Raw genomic sequence first — 26,709 nt, 5'->3', positions numbered from 1 at the left:
GTGATTTAGATAAGTTTATGTCAGATTTAAGACCTCATTTCTTACAGAAATTTCCTGCTTGGCAGTGGTTACAGCACTACAGCACTGTGAAATTTAAATCTGATGTACTTGCTTCGCTGATCGTGATTGCCATGTTAGTCCCTCAAGGTATGGCGTATTCCATGCTGGCAGGTTTACCCCCAATCATGGGTTTATATGCCAGTATTTTACCGATGATTGTCTACGCACTCATTGGTGGAAGCTCAACCTTATCGATTGGCCCTGTGGCAATCATTTCGATGATGACCTTCGCCACGCTCAATCCACTATTTGAAGTCGGTTCGCCTGTTTATATTGAAGCAGCGACACTTTTGGCCTTAATGGTCGGGCTGATTTCTCTGCTGCTAGGTGTACTCCGTTTCGGTTTTTTAATTCAGTTGATCAGTCATCCTGTCATTAAAAGCTTCATTATTGCTTCGGCTCTGCTCATTGCACTGGGTCAGTTTAAGTTTCTCGTCGATGTCCCGCTAAAAGCCAACAACATCCCTGAGTTTGTTTTAAGTTTGTGGGAATACCTGAGTTTAACTCACTTTGCTTCACTCATCTTTGGTGTGCTGGCCATACTGTTTTTAATCTATGTGCCGAAAATATTGGCCACTCAATCAATTCAATCTCGATTCGGCTCTACTGCCTTTCTAAGTAAAGCACTGCCACTGATACTCGTGGTGATCTCAATTGCATCGGTGATGTTATTTGACCTGCAAAATGTCGGCATTAAAACCGTCGGTGAAATTCCTTCAGGATTTCCACCCTTAAGCTTTCCACATTGGAACTGGGAACTGGTACAAACCTTATTACCCGGTGCAACAATGATTGCCATGATCAGTTTTGTTGAGTCACTGTCTATTGCCCAAGCCACTGCCTTACAACAACGAAGCCAACTCAACAGTAACCAAGAGTTGGTCGCTCTAGGTTTAGCCAATCTAAGCGCTGGGGTTAGCTCCGCCTTTCCTGTGACAGGTAGCTTATCGCGTACAGTGGTTAATGCAGATGCAGGTGCGAAAACACCGATGGCTGGCGTGTTGTCGTCATTGCTGATTATCGTTGTCAGTCTCTACTTCACTGGGTTTTTCCAAGACTTACCCTTAGTGATCTTGGCGGCCACAATTATTGTTTCCATTTGGAAATTAGTCGACTTTAAACCTTTTGTGGATACATGGCGTTATTCAAAAGCTGACGGGATTGCGATGTGGGTGACCTTTTTCGGTGTGGTGTGTATCGACATTTCTACTGGTCTCATTATTGGTATTATTTCTACCTTTATTCTGTTGTTATGGCGCATTAGTCGTCCACATATTGCGGTGATCGGTTTAGTCGAGGGCACACAGCACTTCCGCAATGTACAGCGCCATCATGTCTATACCGCACCACATATTCTCTCGCTCCGTATAGATGAAAATATCTCGTTTTTAAATGCAAATACGCTTAAAGGTTTCCTGATCAATGAAGTCAGTGAAAATATTGACCTAGAACATGTTGTTATCAACTGCTCAAGCGTCAGTTCAATTGACCTCAGTGCCTTAGAAATGTTGGAAGATTTAAATGCTGAATTATCAAAATTAGATATTCGACTGCATTTTTCCGAGGTCAAAGGTCCTGTCATGGACAAATTGCAGCACTCAAAATTACTCACGCATTTGAGTGGTCAAATTTTTCTCACCCACTATCAAGCCGTTACTGAGCTTGCGACAGCCAGTTCTGAGTACCAAATTTAAAGGCCTATTAGCTCACTGTTTAATCAATGCGAATTTGATAAACAGTGAGTTTTGAAGGGTTTACATTTTAATACACAAAAATAGATTATAAAAAACAAAGATTTATTTTTAAATTAAATTATTTTTTAAGCATTCCACATTTTCGTATAAAATACAGGGCTAATTTTCATCATTTTGTCATTGTAATTCTGACAAGGCTCTCCTATGTTTTCAGCATTTACACGCTTGAGTTTAGTAACCCGAATTATTATCGCCATTATTTTAGGTGTATTGGTTGCTGTCGTCGCTCCGGGCGTTGCACCCTATTTAAGTTTGCTTGGTGATTTATTCATTAAGGCATTGAAATCCGTAGCACCGATACTGGTCTTTGTACTTGTACTGTCATCCATTGCAAATTTCAAAGTGGGCAGCAGTAATTCTTACATTAAACCGATTATGTTGATGTACGCTATTGGTATGTTCCTTGCTGCTTTAAGTTCAGTAGTAGCAAGCCTTTTATTCCCAAGTACATTAATTCTTGATGTTGCTGCAGAAAACCTTGTGCCGCCAGGCAGTCTTGCTGAAATATTGAAAAACTTATTATTAAGTTTTGTCGCAAACCCTGTTACAGCAATTTCTGAAGCAAATTTCATTGGTATTTTGGCTTGGGCTTTTGCCTTAGGTATTGCATTTCGTCATGCATCAGAGAACACCAAAGTCTTTTTATCTGACGCTGCTGATGCAGTGAATAAAGTAATCCGTTTAGTGATTAACTTTGCACCTGTCGGTATCTTCGGTTTGGTTGCTGTTACATTTGCCGACTCAGGTCTAAAAACGCTTGTTAGTTATGCGCACTTACTTGCTGTATTACTCGGTACCATGTTTTTTGTAGCTTTGGTCATTAACCCACTAATGGTGGCATTTATGACTCGCTCAAACCCGTTCCCATTGGTTTTCCAATGCCTACGCGAAAGTGGTATCACTGCATTCTTTACGCGTAGTTCTGCTGCAAACATTCCTGTAAACCTTGACCTTGCAAAGCGTCTTGGTGTCCCCGAATCAACTGCAAGTGTAGCAATTCCTTTAGGTGCAACTGTCAATATGGCAGGTGCATCAGTCACAATTACAGTCCTCACTCTAGCAGCAGTTCATACTTTGGGCATTTCTGTTGATTTCAGCACCATGTTGATTTTATCAGTCGTTGCTACCGTTTCTGCATGTGGTGCTTCAGGTGTTGCTGGTGGTTCATTGCTGCTTATTCCAGTGGCTTGTGGCCTGTTTGGTATTTCAAGCGATATCGCGATGCAAGTTGTTGCCATTGGTATGGTCATTAGTGTACTTCAAGATTCAACTGAAACAGCTTTAAACTCTTCGACTGACGTATTATTTACAGCTGCAGTAGACCGTGGTTTAAGATAATATCCTGATATTGGATACTTTTTAAGGCGAGGCCATGCCTTTTCAAACTTTACCGCTTTGGATACAACTGGGTGCTTTTTTTCTCGCAGTGAATGCAGGAATGATTAATGTACTCGGGCTGGTGACGATCTTGCACCAGTCGGTATCTCACATGACCGGTAATGTCAGTATGTTAGCCATGGCCTTCATTGCATGGCAGCCAGCTACGATTATTTATTTGATTTTAGTCTTGCTCTGTTATGTGATTGGCTCATTTTATAGTGGGCTTATTCTTGGAAATAGTCACTTTAGCTTAACCCGACGTTATGGCGTCCCATTAAGCTTGGTGGCTTTTTTTATTGTCCTGTGTTGGCTACTATTGCCCTATTTTCCACGTTACGCTTTGCTTTGGGCATGTGTGGCGATGGGTGTACAAAATGCAATGGTCAGCCACTATAAAGGCACCATTATTCGTACCACACACCTCTCTGGTGTTTTGACGGACTTAGGTTTGGCTTTGGGTTATAAAGCTCGTGGACTTTCGGTTGAGTCTAAACGTGTGGTCTTACATTTATTAATTTTAGCGGGATTTATCGTCGGTGGCATACTTGCCAGTTGGCTTTATCCTTATTTAAAATTAAACGCATTCCTGATTCCTGCCGCACTCAGTTTAGTCATGAGCGCAGTATATTGGATCATCTATTTTCATTATCGACATATACACGATTAGTTGGAACGTACTATGGTTAAAAATGCATTACAGGCGCAACTGCTTAAAGCAGGTCTGGTCGATAATAAAAAGGCAAAAAAATTGTCAAAACAAGCCGTACATGAAAAACGTACTGGTGAAAGTAAAGATGCTGAAATCAAGGCGAAAATTGAGCAAGATCAGCAGCAGAAAATGGCCAAAGATCATGCTTTAGAGCAAGATCGTAAAGCCGTTTTGCAAGAAAAAGAATTAAAAGCTGCCATCATGCAAATGATTAATCAGCATAAAATTCGTGATACCGATGGCGAATCGACCTATCAATTTATCGATGATGCCAAGATTAAAAAGCTTTATATCAATCAGCAAATTTATAATGCCCTTGTTGCGGGTAGTCTTGTTATTGCACGGGAAAATAGCAACTATGCTTTTTTACCAAAAGAATTAGCCGACCGTATTAATGCGAAAATGGAAGGCTTTATTATTGTGAATAATTCTGAAGTGAATGAGCAAACCACGGATGAAGAAGATCCGTATGCAGCTTATGTGATTCCTGATGATTTAATGTGGTAAGCACTTCAAATCAGCAATGAAGCTCCCAATTTGGGAGCTTTTTTTTAGCTCAACGTTCATCCATTTCAGTCCATAAATATCGGTTATACCTTCAAAAAATCATTTCTTAGCACCCAATAAGTAACATTATGGACTATACATGTCGTAACTCCGTAAAGTTTACGAGTATAAAATTGCTTATATAATCATCATAATTACAATAGTTTGATCATTAACCCTTTCATTTACATCAATAAGAGTAGGATGATTTTGGAAAAAATTCAGTTCATTAAAAATATTCAAGATTGGTCAGATCAATACCCTTGGCTAGAAATGCTGACTTCGCTCAGTCTCATTATTGTTTTTGCCATTATTGCAAATTTTATCGCCAAGCAAATTGTGGTGCGTGGTATTCGAAAGCTCGTATCTAAAATGGCCTTTAGCCATAGTCAAATTTTGTCAGAACATAGTGTGATTAAACGCTTTGCTAACATTGTTCCAGCAATTGTGATCTTAAATGGCATAACTACAGTCCCACATTTATCTGTGAAATTTACTTCAATCGTGCAGATGGCTTGTCAGGCTTTTATCTTCTTGACCATTGCTTTGGCAATTTCTGAATTACTGAATATTTTTAATCTGATTTACCAACGTAATCCAAAATCTAGAAACAAACCGATTAAAGGCTATTTGCAGTTGGTCAAATTGATCATTTTTTTGGTGTGTGGCCTGATGATTTTAGGTACTTTCCTGAAAAAAGATGTATTTACATTACTCGCAGGCTTTGGTGCTATGGCGGCCGTGCTTATGTTGGTTTTTCAGAACACCATTTTGTCACTGGTGGCTTCGGTACAAATTTCTTCTTATGATATGGTGCGAATTGGTGACTGGATTGAGATGCCGTCGCTTAATGCAGATGGCGATGTCATTGATATGTCATTACATACCATAACCGTGCAGAACTTTGATAAGACTTTTACCACGATTCCAACCAATAAATTGGTGACTGATACCTTTAAAAACTGGCGTGGTATGGCTCAGTCAGGTGTTCGTCGTATCAAACGCTCACTTTATATTGATCAAAGCTCTATTCATTTCATGACACAGGATGAGCAAAACAAACTCAAAGAATTTTTATTACTAGATCAATATCTTGATCATAAGCATGAAGAGCTTGCTCAGTTTAATCAGCAACTTTCAAATCAATCGAAATATAATCAGCGCCGTTTAACCAATCTTGGGACCTTTCGTGCCTATGTAGAATTCTACTTACAACAGCATTCAGGCATTGCCCAACACCAAACGATTTTGGTGCGTCAGTTACAACCCACGAGTGAAGGCATACCTTTAGAGATTTATGCTTTTAGTAAAACAATTGCATGGAAAGATTATGAAGCGATTCAATCTGATATCTTTGACCATCTGATTGCAATCACACCCGAGTTTGGACTTAAAATCTATCAAGCTCCTTCTAGTGCCGATTTTAAAGACCTCGTTCAACCAAATGCCGATAAAAGTTAAGAGCTAAACTTTCCTCTCCCCATGTATATTCAAAGGAGAAATTCTGCAAATTAAAAAAGTCACAATGGCTTTTGAATATACATGGGGGCTATCGGTTACCCCCCTCTACTTCCGCAATTACTTTAGATCATGCGATACAAGGAATAAAAGCGAATCAGATAAATGCGCTAATCGCTCGATTCCTTAAAAATATAATTCATCCGAAACAACTAAATATAATTAAAAAATCAGAACAAATACTATACAAATGTAGACATTTTTAGATACTATTTGTTAACAGTTGCATAAAAACGCTTCTAAAATAGGAACTTGATCATGGAAGGCCCCAATCAACCTTCTCGGAAATCAGTTAAAAACGAATCACAATTACTCATAGAATCGATGAATCGCACTTCTGCCAAACATACGCTCATACAGGCAGAAGCATGTGACCTAGAGAATCGTGTTCGTATTGAGCGTGCTTTATCCGACCCGATTGCACGTATTCCGGCACAGTTTAAAAATGCTTATTACAAATTTTTGTACTACAACCAGAAAGACTATTTAAAACAGGTCAACTATTTCGCTCAATTGGCATTTTTAATCTATTTTTGGGCAGATCGCTATGTGCTGCCAGACGTAGAAATGCTTTCAGGTGTGATTCGTATCATTGCTATTATTGGTGCATTTAGCCTGAACTATGTTCTGTTTAAATATATCAAACAGATTAAATTGCTCGATTTAATATTACCACTAGCGACTTGCCTTTCTGCAATCCTCTGGTTTGAGATATTACTTCAGTCGAAAAATGAACTGGTTCATAGCTATCAATATGCCGCCATTATTTTGATCGTATTGGGTAATTTAAGTATTCATGTGCATTTTCGCCCTTCGATTATGACCTCAGCCATGATCACGGCAGCGATCCTTTTTGGCGCATGGCGCATTAATGATTTTGGTGATTTTACAATATTTTTATTGGTGTACGTTCCTGTGCTGCTGTTCAGTATGTATATCTGCTGGAACTCTACGCTCAACTCTCGTAAAACGTTTCTAAGAGCGCTGCTAGATGACTGGAACTTTCATACCCTGCGCAAAATTGCCCATACGGATGAATTAACCCAGTTAAGCAATCGTCGCCAATTTGTACATGCTGCCAATAAAAAAATCCAAGAAACCCCAATGACGGTCTGTACCAGTCTTTTGATTTTTGATGTCGATCATTTTAAAGCGATTAATGATCAATACGGACATGATGTCGGCGATCAAGTGTTATGCCAAATTGCTGAAATTGCGCGTAAAGAAATGCGTTTTTACGATATATTGGCGCGTTTCGGGGGTGAAGAATTTATTGTACTTTTGCCTTATACCGTCCCAGAAGATGCATTAAAAATTGCTGAACGGTTAAGACATAAAATGGAACAATACCAGTTTTATATAGATGGTCAATTGCTGAAATTTTCGATCTCCATTGGTGTTTCCAAAATTGACCCTGACCACGCCAAACTTGATCAGTTAATTAAACAGGCCGATATTGCTCTATACGAAGCAAAACGCCAAGGTCGTAATCGGGTTGTACATTTTAATTCTATGAACTTTTGCAGCCAAGCTTTTAAGTAAATAAACAAATCAAAATGGAGAAAAACCAGCGAATCCATTACACTTAGAGCTGAAGAAAGAAAGATTAATTACAGCAAAATTCTCAGGTTATCTGCATGCTTAAATGGTTTGAAAATTTAGTTGACGCTTATCCTGAACAGGACTTGAATAAACCATTGCCGACAAAATTTTTCCCCTTTGTATGGCAAGCTGCGACGGGTGTAAAAAAATACCTATTGTTATTGGTACTCTGTACAGCAGGTGTAGCGAGTTTTGAAGCACTGCTTTATTCCAAAATTGGCGAATTAGTCAATTGGATCAGTAAGTCTCAACCTGAAACCTTTTTACAGCAGCACCAGACCAATCTGACCATTTTAAGCTTTATTTTATTGGCAAATATCTTGTTTTCTTGCCTTCAAACCATTATTAAACATCAGATTTTATATAGCACCTTTCCAATGCGTCTACGTTGGAGATTTCATAACTTATTACTGAAACAAAGTTTAGATTTCTTCCACAACGACTTTGCTGGTCGTTTATCTGCCAAAGTCATGCAAACTTCACTGGCTGTACGTGAATTTTGGATTATTCTTGGGGATATGTTGGCCTATGTCTTCATTTACCTGATTTCGATCACCGTGATTTTAGGTGCTATATCGCCACTGTTGATTGTTCCGTTATTACTTTGGCTGGCTTTATTTATTGGTTCTGCATGCTATTTCATCCCAAAATTGAGCAAAATTTCAAATGAACAAGCCAATGCACGCGCAGTAATGACTGGTCGTGTCACCGATGCTTACACTAATATTCAAACGGTAAAATTATTTGCCCATGCGGGCCGCGAAAGCCAATATGCCAAAGCCTCAATGAAAGAATTTATGGTGACGGTGTATAAGCAAATGCGTCTTGCAGCAAAATACAACATCGCGACGAATTTGCTGATCATTGTTTTATATGGTGGCGTACTTGGAACAGCCGTTTGGCTTTGGATGGATGGTCAAGCTGAGCTTGGGGTCATTGCAGCAGCGACCGCTATGATTTTAAAACTCAGTAGTATTTCCGAGTTTATGATGTGGCAAACGTCTGCCCTATTTGAAAATGTCGGGACCATTCAAGATGGGATGAAAACCATGGGTCGCCCAATTCAGATTCAAGACAAAGCTGATGCAACCGACTTAAAAGTACCGCAAGGCGAAATTAAATTTGAGGACGTCAGTTTTGCTTATAATGATAAAAATGTCATCGATCAATTTAATTTAACTATTCGACCAGGTGAAAAAATTGGTATTGTCGGGCGTTCGGGTGCCGGAAAATCAACACTAATTCAACTTTTACTCCACTTTTATGATATCAATCATGGTCGTATTTCGATTGATGGCCAAAATATAGAAGATATTACCCAAGATAGCTTAAGAAAAAATATTGCATTGGTGACCCAAGACACCTCGTTATTGCATCGTACAGTTGAAGAAAATATTAAATATGGTCGCCCGAATGCAACCGATGAAGAAATGTATGATGCAGTGCGTAAAGCGAAAGCTGACGAATTCATTCCTCAATTGATCGATTTACGTGGCCAACGTGGCTATGACGCATTTGTCGGTGAACGTGGCGTAAAATTATCAGGTGGTCAGCGTCAACGTATTGCGATTGCTCGGGTATTTTTAAAAGACGCACCGATTTTAATTTTAGATGAAGCCACAAGTGCGCTCGATTCAGAAGTCGAAGCCGCGATTCAATCGAGTTTAGATGATTTGATGCAAGGCAAAACTGTGATTGCCATTGCGCATCGACTTTCAACCATTGCGCAAATGGATCGATTGATTGTTTTGGATCAAGGACGTATTGCTGAGCAAGGCACTCATGAAGAGCTTGTCGCTTTGAATGGTATTTATGCACACTTGTGGCAGCGTCAAACCGGTGGCTTTTTAATAGAACAACATAAAGTAGAATCAAAGGAAGATGAAAATGCTGTATCTGGAAGACCTTAAAGTTGGTGATCACTTTAGCAGTCGTGAATATGAAATGACTGTTGAAGAAATCAAGCAATTCGCCAACGCTTTTGATCCTCAGGAATTTCATATAGATGAAGTCAAAGCCCAACAGCACCCGATCTTTCAAGGGCTAGCGGCAAGTGGTTGGCATACTGCTGCTGTAACAATGCGCTTATGGACTGAATGTTTCCCTGTGGCTTATGGCTTAATTGGCTCTGAATCAAGTCTGCGTTGGCCGCGCCCAACACGTCCGGGGGATAAAATTCGTGTAGAAGTTGAAATATCTGCAATTACGCCATCGAAAAGTAAGACAGACCGCGGCATTGTGACCTATGTCACTCAAGCGCTCAATCAGCATAATGACATTCTGTATATGTCTACGACCAAAATTGTGGTCTTTTCCAAAGAATTTAAAGCGAATTAATCCTTAATGGCCTACTTTACAATGCTAAGGTAGGCCGCTATAAATAGTTGAGCCTAGTCAGTTTGTCCAACAATTTTTGTGGGATACAACACAGAATCATGCCAATATAAGCTTGAACAGAAGAAAAACCCGCATTGCAACGGAACGCTATGAAAACAATTAATTCCCGTCAGGATCAGGGTATTCCCGGAGTGTATGGATTGCTCCTTTTAGATGTGGTCTCTCGATGGGGCTACACTGCAGAGACATTATTTAGTCCCTTCGGATTAAACAGCGAACAATTGGCTGAACCAGATTTCCGTATTCCAACACCCATCGCCAATCAATTGGTAGAGCACGCACTACGTTTAACTGGTGAGCCAACATTAGGTTTTCATTTAGGCAACCAAATGCGCATCTCGATACATGGTTTTATTGGCTATGCCATCATGACGGCGAAGGACATAACCGATGCCTTAGTCTTGGCAAACCGTTTTATTCAGTTACGCATGCCCTTTTTACAGCTTTTTTTCTCGACATTTGGAACCAAAGCGACTGTTCAACTACAAACCGACGTTACGATTGAGCCTTTACGTACTGAGATTTCAATTGCCTTAATTTTTGGCATGATCAGCATGGGCAAAGCAATTACCGGTGTGGATTATTCTGCGGGAGAAATTGATTTTGATTTCCCTCAACCTGAAGGTTTTGAGCGGTTTATTGCCAAATATCCACGACACCAATTTAGATTTGATCAGCCACATCTCTTACTTAGTTTTGATAAGCAATATTTAACCAATAAATTGGTCCATGCAGACCCGATTGCCAGTCAAATCGCGATTAACCAATGTGAAGCTGAACTTTCTGCTTTGGGCGAACGCCACCGTATTGCCATGAGCGTTCGTGACATTTTAACCAACTCTGAGCAGCACTATTTAAGTATTGAAAGTGTTGCTGAACGGCTACACATGTCCGATCGAACCCTTAAACGCCAACTTGCTGCCGAAGGGACTTCATTTTCAACATTGGTTGACGAAGTTCGCTACCGTCATGCTACTTCGCTTCTATCACGGACTGATTTTACCTTAGAGCAAATTGCTGATGAATTGGGCTATAGCGATGTCGCCAATTTTAGCCGTGCTTTTAAGCGTTGGAGTGGTCGTAGCCCAAGCAATTGGCGTAAAGATCCGTACTTATAAGTCTTTTGTTTTACGTAAAAAGCATGTATAACTCATGCCAAAAATGAATTTAATGGATTTAAGGAGTTATCAATGAATCATCCTTCAGATTTAAAGTACGCAAGTACACATGAATGGGTGCGAATTGAAGGTGACCTTGTTGTTACAGGCATTTCTGATCATGCACAAGACGCATTGGGTGATTTAGTTTATGTTGAAGCACCAGATGTTGGTCAACATATCACTGCTGGCGAACAAGCGGGTGTGGTTGAGTCGGTAAAAACCGCTTCTGATATTCATGCTCCGGTTTCTGGTGTGGTTGTTGAAGTCAATCCAGACCTTGAAGATGATCCAGATTTTGTAAACGATGCGCCTTATAGCAAAGGTTGGATTTATAAAATTAAACCAGACAATATGGCTGATGTAGATGCTTTATTGACCAGTGAACAATATGAAGCTGGCCTGTAAATATTTCTAATATCTAAAAAATCAGCCCTCAGGCTGATTTTTTTATTTCAATATGATGGCTGAATTGGCTTATATACCATTTGCATGAATATGCAGCTTATATTTCTTCCGAAGCTTCGGTACTTTCAGGTTCTTCTTTCTTTTCTTCAACCATACTAAAAGATTGCGCAGCCGCTGAAGTACCATTTGCACGTGAACTTTTCAGTTTAATTTGCAAACGTAATTCATTAGTTGAATCGGCATTTCTTAAAGCTTCTTCATAAGAAATAGCGCCGTCATTATATAAATCAAATAAAGCTTGGTCGAAAGTTTGCATCCCAAGTTCACGAGATTTTGCCATGATCGCTTTTAGTTCATGAAACTCACCTTTCAAAATCAAATCTGAAATAAGCGGCGTATTTAACATGATTTCAACGGCTGCCCGGCATCCTTTGCCATCTTCAGTCCTAATTAAACGCTGAGAAACAATCGCTTTCATATTGCTAGATAAATCCATAAGCAATTGATTTCTTCGCTCTTCTGGGAAGAAATTAATAATCCGATCTAGGGTTTGATTGGCGTTATTTGAATGTAGCGTACCTAAACATAAATGCCCTGTTTCAGCAAAGGCAATCGCATGTTCCATAGTCTCGGTGTCACGAATTTCACCGATTAAAATCACATCTGGCGCTTGTCGTAGAGTGTTTTTTAAGGCGTTATGCCACGAATGACTGTCTACGCCGACTTCACGATGCGTAATCATTGATTTTTTATGCTTATGCACATATTCCACTGGGTCTTCAACAGTGATGATATGCCCTGCGCTGTTTTCATTTCGATAATCAATCAGCGCCGCTAAAGAGGTTGATTTTCCTGAACCTGTACCGCCAACCACTAAAACTAGACCACGTTTTTCCATAATCACGTGCTTAAGCGATGCTGGTAATTTAAGCTTTTCAAAATTTGGAATTTCTGCCGTAATGGTACGAATGACCATACCCACATGTAACTGTTGCTGAAATACATTGACACGAAAACGCGAAACGTTTGGCACACTAATCGCAAAGTTACATTCTAGTTCTGTTTCAAACTCTTTGCGCTGCTTCTCATTCATCAAACTATAGGCGAAAAGCTTTGTTTTCTCAGCATCAAGTTCTTGCTGCCCAAAGGGTTTCATCATGCCTTGATGTTTAATACTTGGTGGAAAATCTGCCGTAATAAATAAATCAGAACCACCATATTCAACCACTTTTGTTAACATGTGGAACATAAAACGGCTTGCTTCTTCCAACAATTCAGCAGTGTACATCAACTTCCCCAATATAAAATTTCAAACACCCAAGCACAGATTTTCATTATTTCTGGCGCTGTATTGGGCTTAGACATTATTGTGCATAAAAAGTGTGATTCACTCAAACATAAAATACTGAATTATCAGTATATATTTTAGGAAATATGCCATTTTTCAATTTTTATATCGCAGTAAACAATAAAGTAAATTTCAAAATAAAAGCCTTAGAACAATCAATGTTCTAAGGCTTTGGGCTACATCAATTCAGACTAAGTATGCTCTGGATTGTTAAGCACTACGTTTGATTTGTGATGCACGAAGTTCATTCGCAACCTGTTGAATCAAATCAATGGTTTTGTCCCAACCTAAGCATCCATCTGTTACAGACTGACCATAAGTCATGTCACAACTAATTTTTTGATTACCATCCACTAAATGACTTTCTAACATCACACCACGCACTTGGGTATGCTCACGCTCCGCAACAATTGTGCGTAATACTTCAGGTTGCTTCATTGGATCTTTATAGCTATTACCATGACTACAATCGATCACTAAAGCTGGTAAATCGCCTTTTACTTTACTGCGAATTTTGTCTATTTCAGCCAAACTATAATTTGGACCTGTATTGGAGCCACGTAAAATTAAATGTGCTTGCGGATTGCCAACGGATTCTAAGATACACGGTAATCCGGCTTGACTCATACCTAAAAACTGGTGTGGATGCGAAGCAGATTGAATGGCATCTAGAGCAATTTGGATTGAGCCATCTGTTCCGTTTTTGAAACCGATGCTATATGGCATATGACTCGAGATTTCACGATGAATTTGTGATTCGCTGGTACGCGCACCGATTGCACCCCAAGCCAAAAGGTCATCAAAATAACCCGTCGCCATTGGGCTTAAAATTTCAGAGGCGATCGGCAAACCCATTTCAATAATTTGTAAGTACAGCTCACGTGATTTTTCTAAGCCCAACTGCATATTAGATGAACCATCTAAACTTGGGTCATACATATAGCCTTTCCAGCCCACTGTAGTACGTGGTTTCTCAATATATGCGCGCATCACAAGAAAAATTTGATCTGAAACCTGTGCCTGTAATTGTTTTAATTTTTCAGCATATTCCAAAGCAGCAATCGGATCATGGATTGAACATGGACCTGTAATAATCATTAGGCGCGGGTCTTGACCCGTCAAAATATTTTGAATCGTTGCACGATGTGCAGCAATTTGTTCAGCAGCATGAACTGATAAGGGTAATTGTTTTTTCAGTTGATGAGGCAAGCTCAAAAGTGTTTCTTTTGGCTGTGTAGATTTCTGTTGAATTTCTGAATTTTGAGTTTGTTGTAAAGCTGTATTTAGCGCATTCATTGGTTCTATTCCTTTGGACTGTATACATTAACAGCCCGATCTTTTATCTGAGCGTTATGGGACTTTGGGACTTCAAGGCTTTAGACATAGACTGACTAAAGTAAAACCAATAACCGTTGCTAAAATATGAATTATTTACTGTAAACATGAGATTTCTCCAAAAATATTATAAAAATCAAGACATAAAAAAACCTGATCAGGGTTGCCGATCAGGTATAAACTTGGTGGGCAACCTTTTTCATGCCCGAACGCGTTCAGGCAATTATCTAAACTGCCAAAAGTAATAATATGCGTTTGAGATTAAAGGTTGCTTTAACATCTTGATTTCATCAAAAAGTATCTATCTGAAAACCAAAATACGCTGTATTCATCGGTTTGACAATAGTTTTTTGCTATTTTGTTGTATTAAATAACTCTGCTGTCAATTATTGCGACCTATTTTTAAAATTTGATGTATTGATTAATAAATAAACATTTATTAGACTGCACAACATTATTCCGCTGTTTCAACCTTTTTTCATTCATTTTAAATTCGAGTATTTGCCAATGAAGTAAGCCCTGTTTTTTTCATCATCAAATCCATTTTTTTGATGTGCAAACACATGGCTAATGACTTCGACTGCATTTTCTCAAATATTGTCTTTTTATAGAATAAAATTAGTTATTTGTATTGCGCATCTTTGCTATCGCAAGGTGCATCTATGACTCAAACGGCTTGTACAATTTCCAAATTTAGCTTGGAATTTCCATCCAAAACACTTTTTAAAAACCTGAAATTTAACCTCAATCAACAACAACTTTCGGCATGTATTGGTCGCAATGGTTTAGGAAAATCCTGCATCCTTAAAATCTTACATGCGCAAAATCTGAAAGATCTCCCCTATGAAGGTGAAATTTCATGGAATGTACCACATGCCTATTTATCACAATTTTCTCGACTAGAAGCTGACACGATTGCTTCTGCACTCGGTGTGAAAGATTTATATGACTCATTTCAACGTATCGAAATAGGCAATGCCAGTTTTGAAGACTTTGAGCTGACTGAAAACCAATGGCACCGTCCTGCACTATGGCAGCAACAACTTAAGCAAGCTTCACTACCAACAGATTTAAATTTCCCAGTCGCTCAGCTGAGTGAGGGTCAAAAAACCAAATTGGCATTGTGTGCATTATTTTTAAAAACTGACCATTATTTACTTTTGGATGAGCCAAGTAACCATTTAGATGCATCCTCACGTTTCTGGCTCATTGATCGCTTAAAAAACCATCCTGCCGGTGCATTTGTTGTCAGTCATGATCGAGAATTGCTGCAACATGTAGAGCATATCTATGCTTTAAATGAGTTTGGACTCAGTCATGTTACTGGTAACTATGAAGACTACTTTCAACAAAATGATCTGCAAAATAAAGCCTTACAGCGTAATGCTTTACAGCATCAGCGTGAGTTAAAACAACTCAAATTACAGCAACACGAAACACAGATGAAAGCGCAAAAACGAGAACAACAAGGGCGTGTCCTACGCAAGTCAAGCTCACAAGCTAAAATATTACTTGATTTCAAAAAGGAACAAGCAGGTCAAAGCCTCGCGACAGTTCAAACGCAACAGCAGAAGCAATTGGAAGAAAAGAGATCTCAACTGACTCAGTCACAGCATCTACTTGAACATGTTAAAGAGCAGCAATTCGTTTTTCAACATCACGCTGAAAAAACAGGAGAAATCTTAAGAGTTAAACATTTTCATAGCAAAACATCTCAGCACCAGCCTTTCGACTTGGCCTTACAGGCAGGTGAAAAAATTCATTTAAAAGGAAAAAATGGTATTGGTAAATCTACATTTCTAAAGTATCTGAGTCAGATCACATCACAGTCTACCCATGAAATATTTTTGTCGGTAAATACCCTGTATTTAGACCAAAACTTGAGTGATTTATCACCAGAACTGAGTGTTTTAGACAATCTAGCAAAGTTTAATCGTGAGGTTTCATCAATGGAATGGCGTAATCAACTCGGTCAACTTAGAATCCGTGGTCAAAAATCGGAACTGTCATTTCACTGTTTAAGTGGTGGTGAACGTTTAAAAGTGACCTTGTTGGGCTTAAATTATTTAACACCGAATATTGAGCTTTTATTGTTAGATGAACTTGAAAACCACTTAGATATAGAGTCTAGAGTGTTATTGGCTCAAGCCATTCAGCACTATACAGGTGCGGTGATCCTCGTTTCACATGATGCATATTTTGTAGAATCTTGTGGCATCCAGAATAGCGTGCAATTAGTTGAATAGCTCTTATTTTTTAGAAATATCTAAAAAAAAGCCAAAGTAGATGAACGCTACTTTGGCGAATTTGCTGCTTTAGAAATCGTTCTTATTTAACTGATATTACGCACGTAAAAGTAATTTCGCATTTTTAAAATGCTTTTTCAGTCTATTCGACGGAGTCTTACATCTAGGGTTTAGATAAAGAGATTAGCCTTCGGCTGGAGGTACTCTTACGAAACGATGTTTCTCATTAGGCAAAATGAGAAGCAAAGCTTCGCAAGGAAACCATCTTGCGGTGCAATGCACCTCACCGACTAAACTCGTTCACTAGCGTCAAATTATTCAAAGTATCGCAAAAACATTTTTGATGAGAAGTAGTCCTGTCTCAAACAGTTGCGGATGACATTACCGTGTATCGTTCTTTTATTTGAATCAAATTACGTTTCTGATGTTAATACGTAGCTTCAGCTTCTAATTTAAGATCTCTTAGGACAATATTGCTAAACAATACTGTGTTTTAACGCCCGATTTTCTTCATGATTTTTTGTTTAACATGCTGTTGAAGTGATGCTGAACGTTCCTTGATTTCGGCTCTCCAGTCATTCGGCACTGAGCATTTCGCGAGGCGAACCCAAACGCTTGCAAATTGTTTGATAAAACTGGCTTCGTTATAGTGAATACCATATTCGTCACAAAGTGCTTTAATTTTAGGTGCGGCTTCTGCATAGCGATTCGCAGGCATATCTGGAAATAAATGGTGTTCAATTTGGTGACTCAAATTACCACTGAGTATATGCAACCATTGTGTTCCACTAAAATTACTTGAGCCACGAATTTGACGGAGATACCACTCTGCTCGAGTTTCGTTTTCGGTATTGTCCATTTCGAAGTTTTCCGCATCTTCAGTAAAATGGCCATTAAAGATGACAGCGGAAGCCCATAAGCTACGAATCACGTTGGCTACAGCATTTCCTGCAAAGACAGGAATCGCATTGGGACCTGCAATAAGCGGAAAAAACACATAATCTTTAATCACTTGGCGCTTAATTTTCTGACGTACATCGGCCGCTTCATGCCATACATCTTTCCAAGTTTTGGTTTTATACGCAATAACATCTTCTAAATGTAAACGTTGAATGCCGACATACCACTCAAAGAAAACCATGAGTTGAGCAGCCAGTGGAATATTAAAAAGGAAGCGTGGCTCCCACTTTTGCGATTCGCTCACACGGATCAAACCATAACCGACATCATGGTCCATACCCACAATATTGGTATAGGTATGATGCACATAGTTATGGGTATATTTCCAGTCTTGACCCGTGGCAATAGTATCCCAGTCATAGTTAGCACCATTTAAACTCGGGTCATTTAACCAATCAAACTGACCATGCATCACATTATGACCGAGTTCCATGTTCTCTACGATTTTAGAAATACCTAATAAACCCGTACCCATTAACCAAACCGGCGGAATATAACCTGCAAACATCAACATGCCACGAGAAGCAATCTCGCTATAACGGACAAAATTGCGAATTTTATAAATATACGCTGCATCTTTTTCACCTACGTTCTGCATGATTTCACGGCGAATTTGCTCAACTTTTTCGCCAAATTCAGCAGTTTGTTCTGGAGATAAATAACGTGACTTACTATTCGGACGAATATATATCGATTGATTCATGATGATGCCCCTGATTTGTTTTTATGCGGCTTGGGTTAGAGTTGAATACGTACAGGTGAAATTGCCTGAGAGACACATAATTTGATTTGTGTGTTATTCGCATGATCGATTTCGCCAGTGAGTAAGTTTTTCACTGAACCCTGTAATTTGGTACACGAACAAGTATTACAAATACCCATCCGACAGCCATGCGCAGGTTTTAAACCGGCTTTTTCAGCACTTTCAAGTAAGTTACCTTCTGCTAAAAAATCTTGCTGGGCTAAACTAAAAGTGACAGGTTGAGCAGGTACTGAATCATCAGCAATCATTTGAAAATATTCAGTGTATAAATAATCTGAAAGCTTGAACTCACGATACAGTTGCTCAATGCTTTGCATCATTGGCGCTGCACCACAGGCATAGCAATCTCGCTGCTTAAAATCAGGGACCATGTAATTTAGCACCTCTGGTGTGATATGCAATTTGGTTTTCAGCGTATTAATCCCATGTAAATGTGCATGGTTAGATTGCTTCGCCAGTTGAATCAATTCATCCAAATAAGCATCATCTCGATTGAAATAAATCAGGTCAACCGTACGCCCAAGCTGAATTGCTTGTTTAAACAAAGCCATGATTGAGGTAATGCCACTACCAGAAGCAAGCAGCAAAATTGGTCGATCCGAATTTAGCTTTAAGCCAAACTCACCTTGCGGTTGCGATAATTCAACAACCTCACCTGTTTTTAATTGCGTCAGGCAATTGGACACTTTGCCTTGCTGTTTAACTGCAATCACCACATGACCAGATGTATTAATTTCGACGACGCTATAGCTACGTTGATGACGTACACCATCTTTGACAACTGTCACCAGAACACATTGGCCTGGTCGATAATTTGCTGCCTTAAAATTGTGATTCGCTAAAAAACTCAGTTCATAAAACCCGATCCCCACACAACGTGATTTGACCAATTGTGCTTTTACACGTTTGTAGGCCCAAATTGCATCAAATTTCTCTCCGATAAAATCAATAAAATCTTCCCGAATCCACTCAGGCTTGTAACTTGTAGTTGTCATTTTTTGCCTCGGATAATGCATTAATATACATTTGTTTTTAAATTATGCTTACCTTATGTTTAGTGCTAATTTCCTACCATGTGAATTCGGGACAAAATCTGTCATTTGGCATTTTTTATCATTTTATGTCTAACAATCTGTCACTTTTTGCAAATCCAAATTTGAAGTTCTGATTTGTCGTAACAACACAAATAAAAAAAACTAGGCCAAAGCCTAGTTTTTAAAACAGTGAAAGTTAACGCATTAATATTTAATGATTAGTAGATAAATCAATAATATTTAAATCAATGTTTAGTCTTCAAAATGCACAACAGAGCGAATTGATTTACCTTCATGCATTAAATCAAACGCTTCATTGATTTTATCCAACCCCATGGTATGGGTCACGAATGGTTCAAGTTTGATCTCACCTGACATGGCTTCTTCTACCATACCCGGTAATTGTGAACGACCTTTAACACCACCGAATGCAGTGCCTTTCCAAGTACGACCAGTAACCAATTGGAATGGACGGGTTGAAATTTCTTGACCTGCACCAGCCACACCAATAATCACAGATTGACCCCAACCACGGTGAGCACATTCCAAAGCAGAGCGCATCACATTGGTATTGCCAATACATTCAAATGAATGGTCGACGCCCCAGCCCGTCATTTCTACAATCACTTCCTGTACAGGACGTTCATAATCTTTTGGATTAACAAAATCTGTAGCGCCAAATTCTTCAGCCAGTTTGAATTTGTCAGGATTGGTATCTACCGCAATGATACGACCTGCTTTGGCTTTTTTAGCACCTTGTACCACAGCCAAACCAATTCCACCTAAACCAAAGACTGCAACTGAGTCACCTTCCTGAACTTTAGCGGTGTTTTTAACTGCACCTAAACCAGTAGTTACGCCGCAACCCAACAAACATACATGTTCATGGTTCGCTTCAGGGTTAATTTTTGCCAAAGACACTTCTGCAACCACAGTATATTCAGAGAATGTTGAACAACCCATATAGTGATAAATCGGCTGACCATTATACGAAAAACGTGTTGTACCATCTGGCATTAAACCTTTCCCTTGTGTTGCTCGAACAGATACACAAAGATTCGTTTTACCCGATTTACAGAATAAACATTCACCACATTCTGCAGTATAAAGCGGAATAACATGATCACCCGGTTGCACTGAAGTCACACCTTCACCGACTTCAACCACAACACCTGCACCTTCATGCCCTAAAATAGCTGGAAATACACCTTCAGGATCATCACCTGACAATGTAAATGCATCTGTATGACACACACCTGTATGGCTAATTTTGACTAAAACCTCACCTGCTTTCGGTGGTGCCACATCAATTTCTACAATTTCTAAAGGCTGACCCGGTCCAAAAGCAACGGCTGCACGTGATTTCATGTCTAAAAACATCCTGTATGGCTTATATTAACAGATGAGTTACAGTAACCTCTTTTTAAGCCTAAATACAACCTTAAAACATGATGTTATGATGAATTTTTCAAGGAATGATTAATGCTATTCGAATGATACAATTACGTGAAATAAGTTGTACTGTCGGTTTAACTGTTTCGATCAGCCTATTAACTGGATGCAGCTTACCTAGCAATCAGTCAAAAAAAGATGTCCCTATACAATCACATGCAGAAAAATGGATTACGTCTGTTACAGATTTAGAAAAATTACAACAAAAACAAACGGCTTATTTAGCCTTAGATGATGCCTTCTTAAGCATTGCTTCTCGCCTACATTTGATTCGAAATGCAAAATACACCATCGATTTGCAATATTACATTTGGGAAGATGATGCTATTGGACACCTGATGTTTCAAGAATTACTGCATGCCGCTGACCGTGGGGTAAAAGTAAGGCTACTAATTGATGATCAAAACGGGACGAAACTCGATCCGACCTTAAAATCCCTTTCAGCTCATCCCAACATTTCAATCAAACTGTTTAATCCATATAAATTCAGAAAATTACGTGTCATTGATTATGCATTTCGCTTAAAGCACATTAACCATCGTATGCATAATAAATTAATTATTGCCGATGGTTTTATGGGCGTAACTGGTGGTCGTAACATCAGTAATGAATATTTTGATGCCAGTGAAAGTTTTCAATTTACAGATTTGGATATCCTTTTCTATGTCGAAGCTATTCAACAAGCCAATCAGGTGTTTTTGAACTTTTGGAATGATGATTTAAGTTATTCTGTTCAACAATGGATTGGTGCAGGTACAAAAGAAGAATTAAGTCAATTAAGACAACAATACCAAGAAAACTCTACAACGTTGACTAAAGATCAACAGCGCATTAACTATGCACAGCAACAACTGGCGGCTCAGCTTAAACTAATACCGGTGAATTGGGCCGAAGCACATTTCATTGCGGATAGTCCGAATAAAATTCGTGGTGAGGCTAAAGAGCAAGAATTAATTTATAACCAATTTTCTACTTTGATGGGACAGCCCAAGGAACGTATGGAATTGGTTTCAGCTTATTTTGTTCCCACGCAACAAGGAACTGACTTTCTGACGGGTCTTGCAGGCAAAAATGTAGAAGTCCGTGTGTTAACCAATTCATTTTTAGCCAATGACGTCGCTGTCGTTCATGCGTTTTATCAAAAATATCGCAAAGATTTACTCGAAAATGGCGTGAAACTATATGAATTTAAACCTTATATAGAGCGTTCAAAACGCACATGGTATGAGGTCATGACGGGAAATATCATCCCTGCAAAAGGCAAAAATGCCTCTAGTTTGCATGCAAATTTTTCGATATCGACGGAATGGTGTTTATTGGATCGTTTAACTTTGATCCACGTTCCGCAAATTTAAATTCGGAAGTTGGACTAGTCGTTAAATCTGATCGATTACAAAACGATATTTCTGCCGCATTAAACCAATATTTACCGCAAATTGCGTATGAATTAAAACTGGATGAAAACGGCGAAATCATTTGGTTAGAGCATCAAAAAAATGGAAAAACCAAAACCTATACCCATGAACCTGAAACAACTCGATTCCAACGATTTAGTATAAAAGCAGTGTCATACCTCCCGATTGAATGGATGATGTAATGACAACGTACTGCTAAATGATTGAATTGCCCTCGTCGAGGCTATTTATTGAAATAATCTGATAAGTTCGATCAAGTCAAAAACGGTCTTAGTCAGTCTCGTTCATATGAGTGCTGGCTTTTGAAAAGAACCAAACCATTGACTTCACCCAGACATTCCACTTGGCCATAATTGGCTGCTTTCAGCGCGGCTAAATGTTCCTCAACTGACATATACAACTCATGATTTTGCTGTGCATGTGGTGCATATAAATGATCACATACAAAATACACGCCTTGTGTGTTTAACAACGTTTTTACAGTCCGATTAAACTCTGCTGCATACGCCTTATGCCTCAATTCATGTAAGGCCTGATGAATAATAATCACATCAAAGGTGCTTTTCTCATTGAAATGAAGTGATTCTTCCCAAGCAGATTGTTTGAAATCCCCTGTTATAAAATTACATTTTAAGCGTTGCGCTGCACTTAATTTTTCTTTTGCCAAGTCATGCATAGCTTCGGAAAAATCAAATGCTGTGTAATCTATATTTGGACAATGATTGATTAAAAACTCTGCCAAATAGCCTGGGCCTGAACCGAGTTCAAGCACGTGCGCATTCGGGTTGAAAGCCAAAATAGAGTCAACATACATTTGAAAGATGTCATAACGCCACGGTCGTTTAAGATTCACTTCAGCGGCCCATTGTTTAGCTTCGATTGGATCTTTTAAGTCTATAGGGCTGTGCACATCATTTATGTGAATATTATTTTCGCAATTCATTTTTCTTAGACTTAATTTAGATAGATTGAATGCTATTTATACATAAAATATCTCAATAAAAGCAAAGGTTTTACTCACACTTGATGATGCTTTAACATCCACCTCTTATTTTGTTTTATCTCCCCCTAAAGTTTTCTAATGCAATTTTTTGATTTAAGCCGCCAATTTAATTTAAGTGATATTTTAACGCCTTTTACGACACTTCCTGAACTTGGTCATCAAGAATGGTTTTTGTCGAAAGTTCGGGTTGAGCATGACTGCTTATCTGACAATGACATGATTGAAGGGCAAGCTGTGCTTAAATCTAATCACAATATCCAAATTGAGTTGGAATGGTTAATCCAAGATACAGGTCATGAATTACAGCTTTTATTTAAAGGCATTGAAACTGCAGCTAGCGAAGAAACTTTGGTGATCGTGAAAGGCGCACAAATTGTAGATGATGCAAACAAAAAAGTTTCGTCCCAGACTCTGAGTTTATGGATCGATGGCACTTTACTGCCTATGCTGCCTCATATTCGCAAAGAAATTAAAGCGCGTTTAAACCTTTGGGATTATGTTGAATATGATGGCTAAGGAGTTTGCATTTATCCATTATTAAGATGCCACCTTTTAATCATTGAATGTTTGCCTGTTTAAATGAGACATAAATTTCAAGGTATCTCACAATAACGCAAACTTCCCTAAAGTAAGCCTATATCTTTAAATAAGCTTTGGTAGGCTTCAGCTTTTTTTTCCAGTGCCAGTGGATAAGCTCTAGATGATGATGGCATACGGTATAAAGTCAAATCTCTGCCTGCAAATTCGGTATGAACAGCATGCCCAATGTGTGGTTTTTCCGTATTTTCTGGCATAGAGAGCATTAAAGTATCAGTCGCTTTGTCTCCTGTCGTCATAATACTATGGCAATTAGGCATCTGCGTAAGAAGCTTCGCAATATCGGTTTGCTGATGGATCTGTAAAAACTTGTCTGACGCATTGCCTTTCAAACGAATCACTTGATAGGCCGTATCAAAAATGCCTATGCCTATTTCATTTAAAAAATCTCGAATGAGCTGTTCTTTAAAAGTTTTGCTCTCTAGATTGAGAAAATGATTTTTATCCTGAAAAAAACATAGGCCAAAGATTTTCCACATGTCATTTTGAAAATTTGGATAATAAAAATCCATTTTCCAGCGTGTTTTGGGTGGCGGAAAACTCCCTAGCATCAAGAGTTTCCCATTTGATGGCAAAAATGGCGCTAAAGGATGCGTTTCGATTTGCGGACTCGCGTCGGAAATGTCTTTGCTCATGTAAATTTAACTTCGCCCAGTGGTTGAATCATAAAATGTCTATGAAAATTGTTCAGTGATGTGTTTCGCGATTTTTTCAGCCCATAATTCATAAATTTCTTTACTCGGGTGAAAGCCATCTTTGGCCATTTGTAAGTTTTTCTCACGATACTCTTTTAAATCGTATTCAATTAGCTTCGTATTAGGCTTTGTTTTAATATAATTTTTTAACAGCGCATTCATCTTTTGTGAATACTGTCCAAATAGCCATGACAATGGAAACGGTAAAGCTGGAAACGCATCCATTGGTGGCACACCTGAAATGATCAATAGCTGTGGATGAAACTTTTCCTCGACAGCTTGATATAAACGCTGCTGGAGGTTCAACCATTGGTCTGGCTGTTTTAAAGCTGTGACATCATTGACACCAACAGAGCTGATCACGACATCAAAGTTCTGCATAGTGACATTGTCCAAAGCATTGATGATTTGCTGGCTGTTATGCCCCGTTGTGGCTTCAAGGCAAAAGTGAACTTGATAATCAGGCGATAAAATTTTAAGCAATTGTCCCAATAGCGCATCCGACTGATGCTCGACGCCGACACCTGCTGCTGCTGAATCACCTAGTATTAATACCGATAATGGCCGATTACCCTGACCACTCATCCCACAACGTTCTCCCATCGGTTCTGCTAAACATGGGGTATTTTTTTTCACACGGTAACCTTGGATCAGTAACGCAGGTAACAGCAGCAGTGTTGATACTTTGAGTAGCATAATATTTGGGTGATGATTGAGTGCTTGTCGACTTTATTATTTTAAATAGTTTAAAAAACAAAGCATTGACTCTATTGTAATTTTTCTACGTTTTCTTTTGTTAAAAGTGGCATATTGCTAGTTTTTTATATTAATAATGATTATCATTTATTGGTTTTCATCCTACCTATTTTATTATTTCAATGAAAAAACTTTCCCCACTTTTTTTAGCTTGCTCTATGAGCGTTGCTGTTTCTTCTGCTTTTGCCCAAACTCAAAATTCACCCGCTTTAACCGATACAACAGAAAAAAAACATTTCCCCTATGCTGCTGCATGTGAAGATGTCAAAGCGCAAAGCCAAATATTATTAAACCTACAGCATCAGTTAAATCAAAATCCAAAACAACATGCTCAAATTATTGAAGATTTTTGGAAGCGTGTAGAGCTTATGGGTACACCAATCATCGAAAACTATGATGAACAACATAGCCGCATAGTTTTCTTATGGAAAGGTGCGCAGCATAATGTTCGTCTTATTGGTGGCCCGAGTAATGACCATGAATGGTTAACGCGCCTACCAAATACCGATATTTGGTTTAAAGAATCGATTATTGATCATCGTTACATTGGCAGTTATAGCTTTGCTGTCGATTTACCGAACTTAGAAGGTTATCTGTCAAATTATTGTCCGCATCTGAATCCAAAACTTAAAGAATCAAGAACACAGCGCCGTGCTGTGATACAGGTACAACGCATTGATCCTTTCAACAAAAACACTTATCTCGCAAGTAATGATACATCAGGCTTGCGTAATGAAAATTTTGTGGCGCTTAAAGATGCCCCGCCTTTTATTGATCCAAAACAATATCCAAATGTGCACCAGCCCCAATTACAAGAGTTTGTTCTAGACAGCAAAATTTTGAATAACTCACGTAAAATCCAAATTTACCAATCTAAAGCTAAGAAAAATCAAAGCTATATCACCGCTATATTTTTTGATGGTCAGCATTATAACGAGTTGCTGAATGTTCCAAAGGCATTAGATATATTAGTTGAGCAAGGTCAGTTACCGCCAATTCAAGCCATTTTTGTTTCTCCACCGAACGATCAGGAACGACCGAAAGAATTAACACCAAATACTAAATTTTCAGCATTTTTTAGTGATGAACTGATGCCTTGGATTCAAAAAAATGCACCTGCAAAAGTCGATTCGAAGAAAACGGTACTACTTGGGTCAAGTCTTGGCGGTTTAAGTTCAGCTTATTTAGCCTTAGAAAATCCAAATCAAATTAGTCATGTCGTACCGTTATCTGGATCATTTTGGTGGCAAAATGCGCCGACAGACCTCCCTAATGGCATGAGTAAAATCATTCGTGATAAAACCTCACAACCTAAACAGAATTGGTTTATTACTGCCAATAGTTATGAAAGCTCTCGAAATAATAATGAACTGAGTATTTTAGAGACTTCGCCTATTGTTGCAGCCGACTTAAAAAATAAAGGTCATGATGTGCATTACCAATCATATATCGGCGGACATTCCTACGCGGTATGGCAAGTTGCCTTGCAAGATGCGCTCAAGCATTTTTTTTGCACACAAGTAATTTATAAAAGTTTAGATCATAAAAAAGCCCTCAATTGAGGGCTTTTTTTG

The 26,709-nt window shown here is 38.8% G+C and carries 21 protein-coding genes and 1 pseudogene; 14 read left to right on the top strand and 8 right to left on the bottom strand.

What is annotated here, in order from left to right:
- Positions 1 to 17 precede the first annotated feature (17 nt).
- From AC4CU0_RS07275 to gcvH, 10 genes are all read left to right on the top strand, one after another.
- Positions 18 to 1,754, top strand: a complete 1,737-nt coding sequence (locus AC4CU0_RS07275; protein WP_490742804.1) for a SulP family inorganic anion transporter — start codon at positions 18 to 20, stop codon at positions 1,752 to 1,754.
- Positions 1,755 to 1,958: 204 nt separating this feature from the next.
- On the top strand, positions 1,959 to 3,152 hold the full coding sequence (gene sstT, locus AC4CU0_RS07270; protein ID WP_490742803.1) for a serine/threonine transporter SstT: 1,194 nt from the start codon (positions 1,959 to 1,961) through the stop codon (positions 3,150 to 3,152).
- A gap of 34 nt (positions 3,153 to 3,186) precedes the next feature.
- Positions 3,187 to 3,861 (top strand): YoaK family protein, encoded by a 675-nt coding sequence (locus AC4CU0_RS07265; RefSeq protein WP_180003692.1) that lies wholly within the window; start codon positions 3,187 to 3,189, stop codon positions 3,859 to 3,861.
- Between the two features lie 12 nt (positions 3,862 to 3,873).
- Positions 3,874 to 4,410 (top strand): DUF2058 domain-containing protein, encoded by a 537-nt coding sequence (locus AC4CU0_RS07260; RefSeq protein WP_168377529.1) that lies wholly within the window; start codon positions 3,874 to 3,876, stop codon positions 4,408 to 4,410.
- Positions 4,411 to 4,653: 243 nt separating this feature from the next.
- The gene (locus tag AC4CU0_RS07255; RefSeq protein ID WP_490742802.1) at positions 4,654 to 5,910 is read left to right on the top strand and encodes a mechanosensitive ion channel family protein; all 1,257 of its coding nucleotides are present in this window, start codon (positions 4,654 to 4,656) and stop codon (positions 5,908 to 5,910) included.
- 315 nt (positions 5,911 to 6,225) lie between these two features.
- Complete coding sequence (locus tag AC4CU0_RS07250) at positions 6,226 to 7,509, top strand: GGDEF domain-containing protein (RefSeq protein WP_490742801.1); 1,284 nt, start codon at positions 6,226 to 6,228, stop codon at positions 7,507 to 7,509.
- Positions 7,510 to 7,604: 95 nt separating this feature from the next.
- A complete protein-coding gene (locus tag AC4CU0_RS07245) occupies positions 7,605 to 9,479 on the top strand; it encodes an ABC transporter ATP-binding protein (RefSeq protein ID WP_490742800.1) in 1,875 nt (624 codons plus the stop codon).
- Positions 9,457 to 9,906, top strand: coding sequence for a MaoC family dehydratase (locus tag AC4CU0_RS07240; RefSeq protein WP_490742799.1), 450 nt, complete (start codon positions 9,457 to 9,459; stop codon positions 9,904 to 9,906). Before AC4CU0_RS07245 ends, AC4CU0_RS07240 begins: the two co-directional genes overlap by 23 nt.
- A gap of 149 nt (positions 9,907 to 10,055) precedes the next feature.
- Positions 10,056 to 11,084, top strand: a complete 1,029-nt coding sequence (locus AC4CU0_RS07235; RefSeq protein ID WP_490742798.1) for an AraC family transcriptional regulator — start codon at positions 10,056 to 10,058, stop codon at positions 11,082 to 11,084.
- A 72-nt stretch (positions 11,085 to 11,156) separates the two neighbouring features.
- Entirely contained in the window at positions 11,157 to 11,531 is a 375-nt protein-coding gene (gene gcvH, locus AC4CU0_RS07230) for a glycine cleavage system protein GcvH (protein ID WP_078193810.1), read from the top strand.
- Positions 11,532 to 11,628: 97 nt separating this feature from the next.
- Here the strand turns inward: gcvH and AC4CU0_RS07225 are convergent, their stop codons facing one another.
- Positions 11,629 to 12,819, bottom strand: coding sequence for a PilT/PilU family type 4a pilus ATPase (locus tag AC4CU0_RS07225; protein WP_490742797.1), 1,191 nt, complete (start codon positions 12,817 to 12,819; stop codon positions 11,629 to 11,631).
- 270 nt (positions 12,820 to 13,089) lie between these two features.
- Positions 13,090 to 14,175 (bottom strand): 3-deoxy-7-phosphoheptulonate synthase, encoded by a 1,086-nt coding sequence (locus tag AC4CU0_RS07220; protein ID WP_490742796.1) that lies wholly within the window; start codon positions 14,173 to 14,175, stop codon positions 13,090 to 13,092.
- Positions 14,176 to 14,876: 701 nt separating this feature from the next.
- Between AC4CU0_RS07220 and AC4CU0_RS07215 the strand changes: the two genes are divergently transcribed.
- Positions 14,877 to 16,460: an ATP-binding cassette domain-containing protein gene (locus AC4CU0_RS07215; RefSeq protein ID WP_490742795.1), complete on the top strand. Its 1,584-nt coding sequence runs from the start codon at positions 14,877 to 14,879 to the stop codon at positions 16,458 to 16,460.
- Positions 16,461 to 16,953: 493 nt separating this feature from the next.
- Here AC4CU0_RS07215 and AC4CU0_RS07210 read toward each other — a convergent pair whose 3' ends face one another.
- The 3 genes from AC4CU0_RS07210 to AC4CU0_RS07200 form a co-directional block, all read right to left on the bottom strand.
- The gene (locus AC4CU0_RS07210) at positions 16,954 to 18,123 is read right to left on the bottom strand and encodes a fatty acid desaturase family protein (protein ID WP_490742794.1); all 1,170 of its coding nucleotides are present in this window, start codon (positions 18,121 to 18,123) and stop codon (positions 16,954 to 16,956) included.
- 35 nt (positions 18,124 to 18,158) lie between these two features.
- Positions 18,159 to 19,178 (bottom strand): flavin reductase family protein, encoded by a 1,020-nt coding sequence (locus AC4CU0_RS07205; RefSeq protein ID WP_490742793.1) that lies wholly within the window; start codon positions 19,176 to 19,178, stop codon positions 18,159 to 18,161.
- A gap of 291 nt (positions 19,179 to 19,469) precedes the next feature.
- Positions 19,470 to 20,585: an S-(hydroxymethyl)glutathione dehydrogenase/class III alcohol dehydrogenase gene (locus AC4CU0_RS07200; RefSeq protein ID WP_168377538.1), complete on the bottom strand. Its 1,116-nt coding sequence runs from the start codon at positions 20,583 to 20,585 to the stop codon at positions 19,470 to 19,472.
- Between the two features lie 125 nt (positions 20,586 to 20,710).
- On the opposite strand from AC4CU0_RS07200, the pseudogene AC4CU0_RS07195 reads away from it, so the two are divergent.
- Positions 20,711 to 22,266 (top strand): annotated as a pseudogene (locus AC4CU0_RS07195) (phospholipase D family protein).
- A 92-nt stretch (positions 22,267 to 22,358) separates the two neighbouring features.
- Here AC4CU0_RS07195 and AC4CU0_RS07190 read toward each other — a convergent pair.
- Positions 22,359 to 23,003, bottom strand: a complete 645-nt coding sequence (locus tag AC4CU0_RS07190) for a class I SAM-dependent methyltransferase (protein WP_490743476.1) — start codon at positions 23,001 to 23,003, stop codon at positions 22,359 to 22,361.
- 162 nt (positions 23,004 to 23,165) lie between these two features.
- Here AC4CU0_RS07190 and AC4CU0_RS07185 point away from each other — a divergent pair, with 162 nt between their 5' ends.
- A complete protein-coding gene (locus AC4CU0_RS07185; RefSeq protein ID WP_180152907.1) occupies positions 23,166 to 23,603 on the top strand; it encodes a hypothetical protein in 438 nt (145 codons plus the stop codon).
- A 107-nt stretch (positions 23,604 to 23,710) separates the two neighbouring features.
- Here the strand turns inward: AC4CU0_RS07185 and AC4CU0_RS07180 are convergent, their stop codons facing one another.
- Positions 23,711 to 24,319 (bottom strand): uracil-DNA glycosylase family protein, encoded by a 609-nt coding sequence (locus AC4CU0_RS07180; protein ID WP_490742792.1) that lies wholly within the window; start codon positions 24,317 to 24,319, stop codon positions 23,711 to 23,713.
- 39 nt (positions 24,320 to 24,358) lie between these two features.
- Positions 24,359 to 25,075, bottom strand: a complete 717-nt coding sequence (locus tag AC4CU0_RS07175) for an SGNH/GDSL hydrolase family protein (protein ID WP_490742791.1) — start codon at positions 25,073 to 25,075, stop codon at positions 24,359 to 24,361.
- Between the two features lie 218 nt (positions 25,076 to 25,293).
- Here AC4CU0_RS07175 and AC4CU0_RS07170 point away from each other — a divergent pair, with 218 nt between their 5' ends.
- Positions 25,294 to 26,697: an alpha/beta hydrolase-fold protein gene (locus AC4CU0_RS07170; protein WP_490742790.1), complete on the top strand. Its 1,404-nt coding sequence runs from the start codon at positions 25,294 to 25,296 to the stop codon at positions 26,695 to 26,697.
- The last annotated feature ends 12 nt before the right edge of the window (positions 26,698 to 26,709 follow it).

Source organism: Acinetobacter sp. LipI_15, assembly GCF_058242865.1.
The sequence above is the reverse complement of the archived record's forward strand: the minus strand, read 5'-3'. Positions and strand labels throughout refer to the sequence as shown.